This window comes from Arthrobacter sp. U41 (genome assembly GCF_007679325.1).
Classification (GTDB): Bacteria; Actinomycetota; Actinomycetes; order Actinomycetales; family Micrococcaceae; genus Arthrobacter.
The window spans coordinates 1-14,654 of the sequence record NZ_VEGI01000005.1 but is presented as its reverse complement, the minus strand read 5'-3'; the positions used below and the strand labels follow the sequence as shown (position 1 = coordinate 14,654).

The 14,654-nt window shown below is 63.5% G+C and carries 15 protein-coding genes and 1 tRNA gene; 11 read left to right on the top strand and 5 right to left on the bottom strand.

All coding sequences use genetic code 11. From position 1 onward, the window contains the following. The first annotated feature begins 47 nt into the window (after positions 1 to 47). Positions 48 to 1,547 (top strand): pyruvate kinase, encoded by a 1,500-nt coding sequence (pyk, locus tag FS787_RS14405; protein ID WP_144673373.1) that lies wholly within the window; start codon positions 48 to 50, stop codon positions 1,545 to 1,547. An 87-nt stretch (positions 1,548 to 1,634) separates the two neighbouring features. Here the strand turns inward: pyk and FS787_RS14400 are convergent, their stop codons facing one another. Next, entirely contained in the window at positions 1,635 to 2,075 is a 441-nt protein-coding gene (locus tag FS787_RS14400; protein WP_144673371.1) for a DUF302 domain-containing protein, read from the bottom strand. 143 nt (positions 2,076 to 2,218) lie between these two features. Here FS787_RS14400 and FS787_RS14395 point away from each other — a divergent pair, with 143 nt between their 5' ends. Both FS787_RS14395 and FS787_RS14390 read left to right on the top strand, forming a co-directional pair. Next, positions 2,219 to 2,587: a YidH family protein gene (locus tag FS787_RS14395; RefSeq protein ID WP_144673369.1), complete on the top strand. Its 369-nt coding sequence runs from the start codon at positions 2,219 to 2,221 to the stop codon at positions 2,585 to 2,587. Beyond that, positions 2,587 to 2,970, top strand: a complete 384-nt coding sequence (locus tag FS787_RS14390; RefSeq protein WP_144673367.1) for a DUF202 domain-containing protein — start codon at positions 2,587 to 2,589, stop codon at positions 2,968 to 2,970. The genes FS787_RS14395 and FS787_RS14390 overlap by 1 nt, the downstream gene beginning before the upstream one ends. A 65-nt stretch (positions 2,971 to 3,035) precedes the next feature. Here the strand turns inward: FS787_RS14390 and FS787_RS14385 are convergent, their stop codons facing one another. Next, on the bottom strand, positions 3,036 to 3,641 hold the full coding sequence (locus FS787_RS14385) for an ANTAR domain-containing response regulator (RefSeq protein ID WP_056431565.1): 606 nt from the start codon (positions 3,639 to 3,641) through the stop codon (positions 3,036 to 3,038). A gap of 205 nt (positions 3,642 to 3,846) precedes the next feature. Here FS787_RS14385 and FS787_RS14380 point away from each other — a divergent pair. After that, positions 3,847 to 3,928 (top strand) — tRNA-Leu (locus FS787_RS14380). A gap of 534 nt (positions 3,929 to 4,462) precedes the next feature. Here the strand turns inward: FS787_RS14380 and FS787_RS14375 are convergent. Next, the gene (locus FS787_RS14375) at positions 4,463 to 5,389 is read right to left on the bottom strand and encodes an alpha/beta hydrolase (protein ID WP_144673364.1); all 927 of its coding nucleotides are present in this window, start codon (positions 5,387 to 5,389) and stop codon (positions 4,463 to 4,465) included. A gap of 86 nt (positions 5,390 to 5,475) precedes the next feature. Between FS787_RS14375 and FS787_RS14370 the strand changes: the two genes are divergently transcribed. The 4 genes from FS787_RS14370 to ppk2 all read left to right on the top strand — a co-directional run bounded on the left by FS787_RS14370 (position 5,476) and on the right by ppk2 (position 10,066). Further along, positions 5,476 to 5,814, top strand: coding sequence for a helix-turn-helix transcriptional regulator (locus FS787_RS14370; protein ID WP_186329212.1), 339 nt, complete (start codon positions 5,476 to 5,478; stop codon positions 5,812 to 5,814). A 47-nt stretch (positions 5,815 to 5,861) separates the two neighbouring features. Beyond that, positions 5,862 to 6,254 carry an MFS transporter gene (locus FS787_RS14365; protein ID WP_144673362.1) on the top strand — a complete coding sequence of 131 codons (393 nt, stop codon included), beginning with the start codon at positions 5,862 to 5,864 and terminating at the stop codon, positions 6,252 to 6,254. A 1,741-nt stretch (positions 6,255 to 7,995) separates the two neighbouring features. Further along, a complete protein-coding gene (locus FS787_RS14360; RefSeq protein WP_144673721.1) occupies positions 7,996 to 8,787 on the top strand; it encodes a ZIP family metal transporter in 792 nt (263 codons plus the stop codon). Between the two features lie 343 nt (positions 8,788 to 9,130). Further along, entirely contained in the window at positions 9,131 to 10,066 is a 936-nt protein-coding gene (gene ppk2 / locus FS787_RS14355; protein ID WP_144673360.1) for a polyphosphate kinase 2, read from the top strand. Positions 10,067 to 10,373: 307 nt separating this feature from the next. Here the strand turns inward: ppk2 and FS787_RS14350 are convergent, their stop codons facing one another. Together FS787_RS14350 and FS787_RS14345 are read right to left on the bottom strand one after the other, a co-directional pair. Continuing rightward, the gene (locus FS787_RS14350; protein ID WP_144673358.1) at positions 10,374 to 10,664 is read right to left on the bottom strand and encodes a hypothetical protein; all 291 of its coding nucleotides are present in this window, start codon (positions 10,662 to 10,664) and stop codon (positions 10,374 to 10,376) included. Between the two features lie 290 nt (positions 10,665 to 10,954). Then, the gene (locus tag FS787_RS14345; RefSeq protein ID WP_144673356.1) at positions 10,955 to 11,362 is read right to left on the bottom strand and encodes a hypothetical protein; all 408 of its coding nucleotides are present in this window, start codon (positions 11,360 to 11,362) and stop codon (positions 10,955 to 10,957) included. Between the two features lie 632 nt (positions 11,363 to 11,994). Between FS787_RS14345 and FS787_RS14340 the strand changes: the two genes are divergently transcribed. The 3 genes from FS787_RS14340 to FS787_RS14330 all read left to right on the top strand — a co-directional run. Next, complete coding sequence (locus FS787_RS14340; RefSeq protein WP_144673354.1) at positions 11,995 to 12,627, top strand: PAS and ANTAR domain-containing protein; 633 nt, start codon at positions 11,995 to 11,997, stop codon at positions 12,625 to 12,627. A gap of 375 nt (positions 12,628 to 13,002) precedes the next feature. Beyond that, positions 13,003 to 13,242, top strand: a complete 240-nt coding sequence (locus FS787_RS14335) for a hypothetical protein (protein WP_144673352.1) — start codon at positions 13,003 to 13,005, stop codon at positions 13,240 to 13,242. An 837-nt stretch (positions 13,243 to 14,079) separates the two neighbouring features. Further along, positions 14,080 to 14,654, top strand: a 575-nt coding sequence (locus tag FS787_RS14330) for a pyridoxal-phosphate dependent enzyme (RefSeq protein WP_144673350.1), incomplete at its 3' end; no start/stop codon positions are given.

Genomic DNA, 14,654 nt, shown 5'->3' with positions numbered 1-14,654 from the left:
ATTCCGCCAATAACTTCATCAATGCAATCGACTACTAGGGTAGGTATATGAGACGCGCTAAAATCGTGGCCACGTTCGGACCGGCAATCGCAAGCTACGAGAACACTCTCGCTGTGCTGGAAGCCGGCGTCGACGTGGCACGCATGAACATGAGCCACGGCGACTACTCCGTGCATGACAACACGTACGAGAACGTCCGCAAGGCAGCAGGGCAGCTCGGCAAGGCCGTCGCCGTGATGGCCGACCTCCAGGGCCCCAAGATCCGCCTCGGCCGGTTCGTGGACGGACCGCACCTCCTCGCCGTCGGCGACACCTTCACCATCACCACCGAAGATGTCCCGGGCACCAAGGACATCTGCTCCACGACGCTAAAGAGCCTCACCGAGGACGTCAACCCGGGAGACGCCCTCCTGATCGACGACGGCAAGGTGGCGCTGCGCGCCATCGACGTCGACGACGTCAAGGTGGTCGCCCAGGTGATCGTGGGCGGCTACGTGTCGAACAACAAGGGCATTAACCTGCCCGGTGTTGCCGTCAACGTTCCGGCGCTGAGCGAAAAGGACGAGGACGATCTCCGCTGGGCCATGCGCCGCGGCGTGGACATGGTGGCCCTCTCCTTCGTCCGAGATGCCTCGGACATCAAGCGCGTCCACGAGATCATGGACGAAGAAGGCCGCCGCGTGCCGGTGATCGCCAAGATCGAAAAGCCGCAGGCCGTGGAGCAGCTCCCCGAGATCATCGATGCCTTCGACGCCATCATGGTGGCCCGTGGCGACCTCGGCGTGGAACTTCCGCTCGAGGAAGTCCCGATCGTCCAGAAGCGCGCCGTTGAACTGGCCCGCCGCTGGGCCAAGCCGGTCATCGTGGCCACGCAGGTGCTCGAATCCATGATCGACAACCCGCGCCCCACCCGCGCCGAGGCTTCCGACTGCGCCAACGCCGTGCTCGACGGCGCCGACGCAGTGATGCTCTCGGGCGAGACCAGCGTTGGCAAGTTCCCGATCGAGACCGTGAAGACCATGGCCCGGATCATCGAGTCCACCGAGGTCCACGGCCTGGAGCGCGTCCCCCCGCTGGGCACCAAGCCCAAGACCCGCGGCGGCGCCATTACCCGTGCCGCCGTCGAAATCGCCGACCAGCTGGATGCGAAGTACATCTGTACCTTCACCCAGTCCGGTGACTCCGCCCGCCGCCTCTCGCGCCTGCGCCCGGTCCGGCCGGTGTTTGCCTTCACCCCGGTGGAGCACGTCTGGAACCAGCTCGCGCTGACCTGGGGCATCCAGCCGGTTCTGGTCCCCATGGTGGGCCACACGGATGAGATGACTGCCCAGGTGGACCGCAGCCTGCTGAGTCTGGACCTGGTCGAGGACGGCGACATGGTGGTTATCGCCGCTGGTTCGCCTCCCGGAAAGGCCGGTTCCACGAACATGCTGAAGGTCCACAAGGTGGGCGACCTGGCCGACGCCGGCAGCACCGGCGAAGCCGAGGTTGCCAAGGACAAGCTCGGGCCCTGGCCCGAAAAGAAGAAGCGGAGCACCAAGGTCTAGTTCCGCGGACCCGGACACAAAGGGAGGGTCCCCGCCACGCGCTTTGCGCGGCGGGGACCCTCCCTTCTGTCTTTCGTCTTCGGCCGGTTACACCTGCGGCGTGGCACCCGCCGCTGCCCCGGATTCGCTGAGGCTGGCAAGGGCTCTCTGCAGCCGGGTGTCTGCGTCGTTGGCCACGTCCTGGACTGCCGCGCTGTCGCTGAGCTGAACCATGGTCTGGGGGTCGATGGCGTTGATGGTCGTGACGACGTCGTCCCTGCCACGGCGGACCACAACGTTGCAGGGCAGCAGCGCGCCGAGCTCGGGTTCAGCCGAAAGGGCTCGGCTGGCCAGCGCCGGGTTGCAGGCACCGAGGATGACGTAGTCGCCGACAGCGCCGGCCGCGTCAGCGCCGAGCTTGGCCTCGAAGGTGGCGCGGACGTTGATTTCGGACAGGATGCCGAAGCCTTGTTCGGCCAGGGCGTCGCGGGTCTTCTGGACGGCCTCCTCCCAGCCAAGGGGAACAGTTACGGTGTGGGTGTAGCTCATACGGGGCTCCTTTCGATACCTAAGAGTATACCCCCGGGGGTGTTTGACTACCCCGGTCGGAATCTGCAATGCTCGAAGTGTCCCCGGTGCCTGCTTGAAAAGACTGAGCGGCCCCGGCGGACTCCCTTCGACCTGAAAGTGCCATGACTGACGCAACGAGACGATTTCCGGCAGCACTGTATTCCCAGGGATCAGATCCGGACGCCCGGTTCAGCCTCGCCAATGAACGCACGTATCTGGCCTGGATACGGACCTCCCTGGCGCTGATTGCCAGCGGCGTTGCCTTGGAAGCGCTGGGGTTGAACCTGCAGGACGGGTTGCGACTTTCGGCCTCCATAGTCCTCATCGTCGCCGGCATCGCCGCGCCCGTGCAGGCCTGGTTCGGCTGGATGCAGATCGAGCGTGCCCTGCGCCTCGACAGGCCGCTACCGGCCGCCCGCCTGGCATTCCCGATCGGGGCGGCCGTCTCCGTGGCAGGGATCCTGGTGGTCCTCGCGGTTGTCCTCGCCTGATGGCCGGCGGTCCTGGGGACGCGCCCGACCGGAGTCACCGGCCCTTCGACGCTGGCCTGCAGCCGGAGCGGACCGCTCTTGCCTGGCGCCGGATGGCGCTGGCGGTCGCCGTCGGATCCCTGGCGGCGCTCCGCATCCTCCCGGAGGTCCTGGGTTTATGGGCACTTGTTCCGGCCGCGCTGGGCGCTGCCGTGTCCCTTGTGGCGCTGATTGTCTCCCAGCGGCGGTACCGCCGGATTCACACGATCCTCACGACGTCCGACAGCGACAGGGTCGCCCTCAGCGGGGGAGCCTTGCCTGCCGCACTGGCCGTTGCCACAGTTGCCGGCGGAATCATGGCGCTTGCGGCCGCGGTGCAACTCGGCCAGCGGATAACGTACTAGCGGTTAACGTGCCGGGTCCGGGAGGCCGCGCGTGAGCGGCCTCCCGGACCCGGGGGAGATGCGTCCTAGTTGACCTGGTTGATGATGGTCTCGGCAACCTCGCGCATGCTGAGGCGGCGGTCCATGGAGGTCTTCTGGATCCAGCGGAACGCCTCCGGCTCCGTCAGGCCCATCTTGGTGGTGAGGAGACTCTTGGCGCGTTCCACGAGCTTGCGGGTGGCGAACTGCTCCTGCAGGTCGGTCACCTCACTTTCGAGGGCCTTGATTTCCTCATGGCGGGAGAGAGCGATTTCCAGCGCGGGGATCAGGTCCGCGGGGGTAAACGGCTTCACAACGTAGGCCATGGCGCCGGCGTCGCGGGCGCGCTCGACGAGTTCCTTCTGGCTGAAAGCGGTCAGCAGGACCACCGGGGCGATCCGCGCCTTGACGATCTTCTCGGCAGCGGAAATGCCGTCCATGACAGGCATCTTGACGTCCATCAGGACCAAGTCCGGCTTGAGTTCTTCGGCGAGCTGAACGGCTTTTTCGCCGTTGTCCGCTTCGCCGACGACGTCGTAGCCTTCGCCCCGCAGGATCTCGATGATGTCGAGGCGGATGAGGGTCTCGTCCTCGGCGACAACCACGCGGCGCGCCGGCGTGGTTGTGGGGTTTGACTCCGTCTGTTCTGACACGGGAACTCCTTGGAAAGGTACGGCGGGAACTAGACCATCTTAGGTTCTGTCCGCTGGTGTACTTGGACCGGACTGGTTCGATGCGGCGTCACTGGCGCGATTCTGGAATTCAGCCTATCTGCATGTAGAGTAATTTCGCGCACCGGAAGCGATCGCGTTGCTCACAGCACTGTGGTTGAGCGATTGTTAAACTGGTGTACTCCGCGCCCGAGTGGCGGAATTGGCAGACGCGCCGCACTCAAAATGCGGTATCGAAAGGTGTGTGGGTTCGAGTCCCACCTCGGGCACGTGTTTTCCCTGTTCAGGGGCCTGAGGGCCTCTGAGTGTGCACAAACTGTTCACTTATGGGCCCCTTCAGGGGCCTTTTTTGTTGGTGGCCGTTGCTGTGCCCGGCGGCTCCTTCTCTTGATTTCCGGCAGCGGTGGTGCTGCTTACTCGTTCATGGCCGGGAACGCTGCTAACTGCCTGACTGGACGCTGGCTGGGGGAGCGGCGCTGCCTTTGCTGGTCTGTATTTGTTGATGTCATGACTGTTGATGGCGCCGCTGCCAGGTAAGTGCATGACTTGGTGCGGTTTGTTGACAGTCAGACGGCCAGCGCTTCCTTGAGCCCGGGGCGGTGCCCGGTCGGCACGCTGGAAGGCCAGTAGTTGGTCGATCTTGGTGGCGTGGACATCGTGTTGCTTTTCATTGCTGCATGGGCAGGTGGGGCCCGTCGTCGCTCACGACGTCGAACACGTCAGCCCGACCCTTTATTGGATCGGGCTGACGATCTGGGGTTGCTCATCTTGCAGTGCGCCTCAACGGCGCCCGGTTGATGTCCCTACCGGGCGGGCAGCGCCTCGAGCAGGAACCGGGCCGCGTCGTCGAGGGCCTTGCGCCCCTCGGGGAGCCGGTCTTGGTGCATGTGCCAGACGTGGAACATCTCGGGCCAGACGTCCAGGCTCACTCGCACGCGATTCTCGGCCAGGTGCCCGGCGAGCCGGACTGCGTCGCTGAGCATGAGTTCATTCTCCCCGATTGTGACCAGGATCGGGGGCAGTCCGCGGACGTCGGCGAAGACCGGGGATGCGTCCGGGTTATTCGGCAGTGCCCCGCCTAGGAAGCTGCGTGCCAGCAGGTCCAGGACGGCCTTGCTGTTCAGCGGGTCGAGCCCTTCCCGGTTGGTCATCGACGCGCCTGTGTGCTCCAGGTTCGCCCAGGGTGACAGGGCAACCCCGGCTGCCGGCAGCGGCAACCCCAAATTGCGAGCCTTGATCATCACCGTGACTGTCATGGCGCCGCCGGCCGAATCACCTGCGACCATCAGACGCTTCGGGTCCTGACCCTGCTCCAGCAGCCAACGGTACGCGTCGACGGTGTCGTTGATCGGCGTGGGGAAGGGGTGTTCCGGAGCCAGCCGGTAGTGCGGCAGGAACACCCGGGCGTTTAGTCGAACTGCAAAGTTTCCGGCAAGGCCGTGGTAGCCCGCCGGGCTGCCGACGATGTAAGCACCGCCGTGGATGTAGAAAAGGGCCCGGTTGTCCTCCACGGTCTCGGGCGTCACCACGATCCCTGGGATCCCTCCCATGTCCACCTCTTCGATGGTGACCCCTTCCGGGGTGGGATGGGCGGCCAGCATCTCGTCGTATGCGGTGCGCAGTTCATCGAGGGTCGTGTCCGACGGTTCTCCGCGGAGCAGTGGGGGAAGGGCGGCCAGGCTGGAGCTCCAGCTGTGAACAGCGGTGGAAACTTCTGTGGTGATAGGCATGTTCGTTCCTTTCGAGGGGGTTGGTTTAAGTTTTAGCAGGTTCATCGGTAAATTGCGATATAACGATTTTGAGGTAGCCTTATGGAGTGCCTACAGATGAGAACCCCGGAACCCAGCTCCAGCAGGATGAGCTGCTTGCAGCACTGCGCGCGCTCTCCAACCCACACCGCCTGGCGATCCTGCAGTGGCTCCGCGACCCCGTGAAGAATTTCGAAGAACAGAAAGTCGACGCCACACGCTACGGGGTGTGCGTCTCAAGCATCAGGAAGCGTTGCGAGGTCTCCCAGTCCACCGCCTCGCAGTTCATGGCTACCCTCGCAGACGCGGACCTCGTGCAGACCACTCGCATTGGACAGTGGACGTACTTCGCCCGCAACGAGGCGGCCATCGACCGGTTCCGGTCCTCCGTGGCCACGTCCCTCTAAGCCTTCCCAACCTCCTGTCGCGGGAAAAGTGAGTGAAGGCAATAAGCTTGCCCGGCATCCCAGCCCAGGAATCCGGCATCGCGTCAGCGCAACTGAACTCCGCCCAGCAGATCGGCGTCGCCCTTGGCGTTGCAGTGCTCACCACAATCTCCGTAAGCATCACCGAATACAGGCTCCCCGACGCACTGACAGCGCTGTACACCTCACGCGCCTCTAGAGACGCTGCAGCAAACGCAACAGCCAGCCCTGCACTCACGAGTGGCTATACGACGGCGCTTTTCATCGCGGCCATCCTTCTCGCGGCATCGGCGCTTATCACAGCGCTGATCATCAACGCCGGCCGCCAAAAGGAAACCACCCAAGCGGCTACTCCCGAGGCAAGCCATAAAAGCAAACAGCCAGCTCCGCAAACCTCCACCGGCGGGATGCGCAAGGAATAGGGCACGGCAGGGATCGGTCTCACAAACGATCGATTACTGAGACCGTCGGGCGGTTTTCAGGGCGGGTCAGGACTGTCGAGGTAATGAGACGCGGCAAATTGTCCTCGCGGGAACGTTGCGGGTCTCCGTTCGCCGACGTAGCCCCGGCCAAGTGAACGGCGAGGGAAAGCCCATGTCGGCGTCGAACGGCCGAGTGAAGAGAACCAGGGGCGCGGCTTTCCTGCCGATCGGGATCGTTTTCGCTGCCGTTGCGATCGCAATGATATTTCTGGGAACCACGGCCTGGATGGCGTTCTTCACTATTGGGATCACGTTCCACATCCTCGGGATGCAGAACGCCGCAGCCAACGATGAGCGTCCACCCAGCGAGTCTTCACGAGGCTGACAGCGACCGCATCATCGCGCTGAATACTTTTGTGTCCCTGTTTCGGGGGAAAGGGACGGGGTCAGGCGGCCTGTGAACGCCGCCTCGGACCGCAGGCTCCCGGCACATAGGAAAGCCCCTCGACGGAGGACGCCGCGGTCGGCTCCGCTGCGCCGTTGGTGGTGCGTGCTCGCTTCGCGGAGGGCCGGACTGTCGTGTGGTCATGTAGTTTACTGTTCTTTTCTCGAGGAGATGTACGGAAAAGGAGGAAGCCGCTGCCATGATTTTCGTTGATTTCCAGCATGAGGGCCGCCCCGTTGTAGGGTGCTCATTTGCGGCCGGTCCGGTTCCGGAGGCCTGCTTTTCTTGTCGGAGCGAAATCGCGCCCAGGACACAACTGCCTCGCCCGGACGGGCGCTTAAGCAGCGTGGTTGGGGGCGTAGTGGGCAGGAAAGAGGGTGTGCACAATGTGCACACCCGGGGCTTCGGATCGGGTCGTACTGGTGTCGGACTGGGCCGGATTGGCAAGGTTTTCGGGGGAGTGGCGGATATTCAGGGGCTGGGACCCGGTTCGAGTCCCACCTCGGGCACGTGTTTTCCCTGTTCAGGGGCTTGTGAGCCGCTGAGTGTGCACAAACTGTTCACTTACGGGCCCCTTCGGGGGAGGCCTTATTTGTTGGTGGCCGTTGCTGTGGCCGGGCGGCTCCTTCTCGTGGTTTCGGGCAGCGGTGGCGCTGTCTACTCGTTCATGGCCCGGGGTGCCGCCAGCTGCATGACTGGACGCTGGCTGGGGGAGCGGTGCTGCCTCTGCTGGTTTGCATTTCTTGATGTCATGACTGTTCATGGCGACGTTGCCAGGTAAGCGCATGACTTCGTTCGTTTTGTTGACGGGTTCTTCGCGGCGTGGGGCGTGGAGCCTGGCTGATCCGATCGGGGTTGGTTCTGTCAATCCGGAGGATTCCATGTCGCAAGTGGCAGTGAAAGAAAATGCTCGTGTGGTCCGTACTCGCGATGGGACTCGGGACGCTCGTTGTCGGTGGCACGCGCGAATGGGCGTCCGCGACGTCGTCTGCGTGCCCTGTCTGGAATACCAGCTCCTTCGGAATCGGCAGTAGGGGCAAACACGGCTTGCGCGGCAGGAGCCTCGCCAGTGTGTCCTGCCAAGGAATTGGTGCCCCCTCGCTGCCGGCCCAGGCACTGAACGTCAACGCTGGTCGGAGTTGCACCACCACGACGTCGGGGTTCTCTTTGGCAAAATCTACGGAAATCGGGACGCAAATGTCCACAGAAACTGCTGCCCGGTGGGACGGTATTTCCGCGCACCCGGCCCACGCAGATGTACTCGTTGTCCTGGGTCGTGACTCCTATACTGTCCGTGTGGGGACGGCGCTGATTTTCGGTGTGGTGGCTTCCAGCGCCCTGATTATCGGGGCTTTCGTGGGGGTCCGCTTTGAACTGCCCAAGCGGTTCCTCGCGATGCTCTTGTCATTTGCGGCCGGGGCACTGATTACTGCCCTGACGTTCGAGTTGTTCGAGGACGCTTACGAGCGTGGCGGAATTTTGCGGGCCGCAGTCGGGCTGCTGGCCGGGGCTTTGGTGTTCACCATTTTGAGCGCGCTTCTGGACCGGTGGGCGCAACCGGGGCCAGACCCGACGCCCGCTGACGAGTTTCGGGGGAGCGCGAAGCTTGACACTGATGCCGCCGCCGCAGAGAAAGCGCCGAACCCGGTGTCCACTAGTGGTGCAGCCGGCATGGCCCTGCTGGCCGCGGTGACACTCGACGGGGTGCCGGAAAACGTGGCCTTGGGCGTGGCCTTGGGCGAAGGTACCGGCGGCCTGGCCCTTTTGGCCGCGATCTTCGTCTCCAATCTTCCGGAAGCGCTCGTGGGGGCCGCTTCGATGCGCAGCCAGGGCCGATCGTCCGTGGCCGTCATGGGCCTATGGACTATCTGCGCTGTGCTGCTGGTCGCTGCCGTGGTGCTGGGCGCCGGGCCCCTGTCGGGTACGGACCCTGCAACCATTTCCCTGCCGCTGGCCTTCGCCGCGGGCGCCGTCATCGCCTCTCTGGCGGACACCCTGATGCCCGAGGCGTTCGAACACGGCGGCCCCGCCGTGGCTCTGAGCACGGCCGCAGGGTTTGTCCTCTCCTTCGTACTCTCACTGGCTTGACGGGCAACAGCAACGCTGTACGTCGGCCCAGGATCGTGCTGACAGGGAACGGAGCCGGACTCAATTGGACGGGACGTCCAGCGCGCGGCATGACCAGAAGAGGGAAAGGCAGCATGTTAGGACCGCCCGGGCCCGTGGTGAAGCTTTTTCAGCCGGTTCGCTTCGGGTCGTGTACGGCGCGTCCACTAGCGGGCCCTACGCCACTCGGTGTCCGGCTGCTAGCGGGTTGCCTCCGTGTGCCCGTGCAGGACGGGTGCGTTTCTGAGGTTTCCACACAGCTTTCCGGTGAGACAATCATCTTGTTGGACGCGGACGATCCGGGCGGTTCCGGAAGGGGGACCTGATGGCGCAGGGGGAGGGGCCCTTGCAGCCCCAAGATCAATGGTGGGTGAGGGACAACCTGCGGGAGGCCATCGACCACCTGGTGGAAATGGGGTACACGGTCAGTGGCGGGCAGGCCGAGGACCCGGAGCTTATCGATCCCGGAGGCTCAGCGGTGCAGACGTGGCGGGATGACTACCCGTATGAGCAGCGGATGTCCCGGGAGGAGTACGAGTTCGAAAAGTACCGCCTGCAGATCGAATTGCTTAAGTTCCAATATTGGGGTCAGGATCACGGCCTCAAAGTCGTTATCGTTTTCGAGGGCCGCGATGCAGCAGGCAAGGGCGGCACAATCCAGCGTTTTACGGAACACCTGGATCCTCGCTCGGCCCGGACTGTGGCCCTGAGCAAACCCTCGGAACGTGAGAATGGTCAGTGGTACTTCCAGCGATACATTCAGCACCTTCCCACCGGCGGGGAAATCGTGATGTTCGACCGCTCCTGGTACAACCGCGCCAACGTCGAGCGGGTCATGAGCTTCTGCACGGAACAGGAGTACGACACCTTCATGGTCCAAGCACCGCTATTCGAGAGCATGCTCGTGGCCTCCGGTATCCACCTGACCAAGTTCTGGTTCTCCGTCACCCGCCGCGAGCAGCGTACCCGCTTCGCGATCCGCCAGATCGACCCTGTCCGGCGCTGGAAGTTGTCCCCTGTGGATCTTGCCTCCCTGGACCGGTGGGAGGAGTACACGGCCGCCAAGGAAGAGACTTTCCTGCGTACAGACACGGATCATGCGCCATGGATCACCGTCAAGTCCAACGACAAGAGACGGGGCCGGATCAACGCGATGCGATTCTTCCTCAACCAGTTCGACTACGACGGCAAGGACACCGCGATCGTGTATGAACCGGACCCACTCATCGTTCGCCGCGGCCGTGAAGCCATCGGCGACTAATCCGGCCGACTGCCGCCACGGCACCGCAGTACTCTACGTACAGTCCGACGCCGGCCCGGGCCTTCTGTGGGTGGCATTTCCGTCCGGTAAGAACGTTAGAGAAGCGAATCACTGAGGTGTACTACTGATGTGGGACACAGTTTGACAGTATTGTGCCCAGTGCCTTCCCGTTCCAGCAGGACAGCAAACCCTTAGGCCGCGACCAGGTCGAGCGTTTTGCATTGGAGACGGGGTCGGCAGCTTCGGCTCGCGGCGTCACGTGGGTCCCTTGCATGCCGACCCTAGGTGTCCGTCAATTACTGGTGCTCTAGCCGTTCATGGGTCCCACGGCGTGAACGTCGTCCGACCCCGGACCGGTGAGCTTAACCGTGCACCGGACAACGAGCTGGTCCGGGGCGTTTTCCACGTCAACCAGCGTTTCTCCCGCTTGGAGGACCGCATAGCTTTCCTCGCCGGTTAGTACCTTGAATCCCCTTTTAGCGGCGTCCTGGGTTGCGTTCGTCAGAGCCTCGCGGCGGAGCTCATCCAAGTATCCGGGGTCATCCGCGCGGGCGGCGTCGCCAAAGGCCCATCCGAAAAGCGTTCCGGGTTTTTCCATGAAGCTGAGTTTACGCACGAAGGTGGAAGATTTTACTGACAGCGGCGCCTCTGTTGGCGTCGGCGGGGAACACGTAGCGTCGTCCCAGGTCGGCAAAGAGGCGTCTTGCAGGCCCTCCGGCCGGAGCGCGGCAGGTCACAACTGCGCGGCAATGGCAGGAACTCCGTGTCACGACGAGAGGGTGCTTGAGCTAGGTTGTGGTCGGATCTGATTTAGAGCCAGGGGATCGGGCTTGTCCCGGCCCTGGCATTGAGGGAGCCGGTCACGGCTGAATGTCTGCGTTGGGTGTCCTAGCTTTCCTCCTGTTCGCCTGTGCGGTGGTTGTTGGCTCCCTCGGGGTGCCCGGTGCGGAGGGCGTCCTGGGCGTTGTGGGTGGTACGGGAGGATTCGGTCAGGTCTTTTGCGTAGGGTGCACGAAGCCGGGGCACGGCGTTGATGAGTTCGTTGGCGGCCATGGCCAGCAGATCCCGCTGCAGGGTGGGGAGGGACAGCAGGCCCTGGACGTAGGCTTCGACTTCGTATTCGCCGACGGTGCCGCCGATGCTGAAGTAACGTTCGACCAGGCCGGTTCCTAGAAAATGGCACCAGCAGTAACCCGCCGTCAGAGGTACGGATGAGCGCAGCGGACCGGCGGCAGCCCTAGTTTGATTGCGCTGACGGCCCTCCCGCGGAAGCAGGAAAGGCTTGCACGCCGGCACGTCGGAGCAGCCTTGGATATGTGGACGCTCCCACCCTGGGAAGCTGTACTGCCCGTTGGACGGTTCGTCCCGTCGCGCCCTGCCAAGGCCGGGGCCTCAGGTATCCGGAGGCGATGGTTGCTCCTCGGCGGAGGGGTCCCGTTTACTCAGCCGGAGTGTGAGGGGTATCGGCCGGGCGGGGCCCTGGGGTGACCGCACGCGGCGGACTACTACCATCTCCCAGGCACCGAGAAGGACGCCGGCGGTTACGAGGACGAGGCCAGCGATGAACCAGTTGCCGTGGTCGAGAATGAGCATGAGGATTCCATACTGGAGAGTCCTTTTGCCCCAGCGTCGATGTAGATCGGAGCCATGCGCTCAGGGTAGGTCCCGAGTCGCCAACGGGACAAGGGCATCAGGATTCTGGTTTCCAGGGCGGGGGCTGAGCAAGCGCTGGGTGGCCCTCGGGGGTTGAATCCGGTATGCGAATGCTTGTTTTATGGCCCGGATCCCGGGTGACAGAGGACGGTGCTCTACCGCGGCCTTCCAGTGGCCCGTATATTCGTTCTCGGCCGTGGGAGCGGTTGGGACATGTGTCCTTTGGGTTGTGGTGGCTGGTTAGCGCCGGAGCCTTCCCTGTATCGGAGGAATAGATGTGGTCGAAGCTTGATACGTACCTGTTTCCGCTCGGCCCCGGCGCGAAGTGTCCGTCCGGAACCTTCGAATTCCACGTCCCCACCCGCAAGATGGAGTGGTCCGAGGGCATGTTCGGCATCCACGGGCTGCGCCCGGGGGAGGTGCTGCCCACCTTGGAACTTTTCATGGCCCACAAACATCCGCTGGATCGTGGGCAGGTACTCTCAGTCTGGGCGGAGCTTCTGGAAGGTGGGGGACAGGGGGCACTGTTGCATCGGATCAATGACATCCGTGGCAAGGAGAGACGTGTTTTCTCGGCGCTCCAGGCCGTAGCGGGGCCCACGGGTCAGGTGGACTCTGTGCGTGGCTTTATGGTGGACGTGACTCAGAGCCTTCGCATCGAATCCCAGGACGCGGCCTCAGAGGCTATCGAGCGCGTTTACGCCCATAGGGACCTCATCGAGCAGGCGAAGGGGATCGTCATGGCGCTAAGGGGCGTTGACGGTCCTGCCGCATTCGACGTTTTGGCTGCCGTGAGCCAGCAGAGAAATGACAAGCTCCGCACGGTCGCGGAAGAACTGGTGAACGCTGCGGCAAACGGTAAGGCCGCCGAACACCTGGGGGCGTTATTTATCCCCACTGACCCGTGATCCCCTGAAACGGCGTGCGTTCCCCATCATAGTTATGAGGCGCCACCCGCAGCGAAGGTGAAGCAGATCATGGTGGACAGGAACACCGCCGATATCGAATAATCGGAAGTGTGGGCCAGCCGGCTGATCCCCCAATACAGCCGGCTGGCCCTTCCATTGGCCCGGCGCCGGACCGCGCTAACGCTGGCCGTCCCCCGCCCGCGAACTGCTGCAGCCGGCCGCCAGCGCCGTAAAGCTGTTCAGCGCGACACCCTGCCGTTCCGGCGGCTGTCCGCGACCGTAGGGATGCTTACCCGTCCTCGGGGGCGCGGTCCACGAACCCCTCTAGTAAGGGTCGGCCCCGGCGTGGGCCTGCTTCGTCGGGGAGGGATGCTCATGCAGGAAAATGATCAACAGGCTTTGACCGGGGCAGTGGTGAAGGAGCTGGGCATCAACCTGTTCGTCCTGTGGATCCACTTCGTCAGCCTTGGTGGAAACGCTGAGCTCGAATCGGTCCTGATGTACTTGGCGGGGGATGGTTCCTTGCCGGAGTGGGACCGGGACGTGCTCTCTACTGCCGCTAACGACCTTACGTTGCAGCCCCCGGCCCAGGCGCCGCGTTCCAACGAGGACTGAGCCGGTGATGACCCTGGGCTGTGGGGCGGGGCGAGGACTTCAGCTGCAGGGCCGATCCGAATCAGGCGGGTGAGCTCGCATGCTGGTTCCTTGACCGGCCAGTACATCGCCGGGCCCCTATCGCGGTTGTGTATAGGTGCGCCGCGGGTATGGACCCCCAATAGTGTTTTTGTCTTGAGCCATACCCGCGGAGGTTTATGGGGTTTCGTGCCCGCTGGGGGTCTGCGGGTCTTCGTCCGTGGCTTTCAGTCCGTGTCGAACTGTTTCCGCTTCCACGATCGAAAGCAACTCGCTTTCTATGGTGGGGCCGGGCACGGCGGCGGGGGAGCGTTGCAGTGACCGGCGCAGCGTGGGGAGATGCTGAACAGGCATCTGAGACCAGGGTGTAGAAGCGGTGAATGACCCGGTCCGGGCGGGGAGGGGACGCGCGGCCGCTCACGCTGCCACCCTTGGTGCGGAAGCTCGGGGCGGGGCGTTGAAGGCCAGGACTGCTCCGGGGATTACTTCGGCGGCGCTTTGATGCAGACGGTCCCGCCGTGGCGGCTGCCGGTGGGGGCTGTTTTTAGCCTAAGTCATTGCGGTTGGCCACGAAGCTTGGTTACTGTCGAAACAGAGGTTTGAGGCCTCAACTGTATTTCGGAGTATCCGCGGTGGGGAAGCCAGGTATTGCTGCTGGGGGAAATAGCGGCGGCCGCAGTATTCCGCTTGTGCCGCTCTGCGCGGCATTTCTTGAAAAGTAGAAGGGTCCGGACGAAGATGTCCGCCTCCCGTCACACGCAAGCTGGCAGGAGCCTTCCCCTTCCCTGACCACGCTCGTGGAAGGGAACGAGTGAGATCATGCCGATTATCAGGGATCCGCACCTTTTTAACGAGCAGAGCCTGTTCGTCGACTTGGAGGGGGTGCTGGGCTGGCGCCTCTTTCTAAAGATTGAGGGGTTCAATTTCGCCGGCTCAATCAAGCTTAAGCCCGCGCGGGAGATGGTCGAGCGCGCCGAGCGGGAGGGGTTGATCGGCCCTGGCTCCATCCTCGTGGAGTCCTCATCGGGTAACCTCGGTGTCGCGCTCAGCATGATCGCCGCCAGCAAGGGGTACCGCTTCGTGTGTGTGATCGATCCGCGCTGTAACCCGCCAACCCGGCAACTCATGGAGTCGCTGGGGGCACAGGTGGACCTGGTCACCGAACCGGATCCCGTCGACGGCTTCCTCGGAGCCCGGCTCAACCACGTGCGGGACCTGTGTGCGTCCGACGAGCGGTACCTCTGGCTCAACCAGTACACCAATCCCGGCAATTGGGGAGCGCACTACCGCTGGACTGCCCCCGAGATCTCCAATCAGTTCCCCGACCTGGACGTGCTGTTCGTGGGAGCGGGGACAACGGGGACCTTGATGGGTTGCGCGCGGTACTTCCGTGA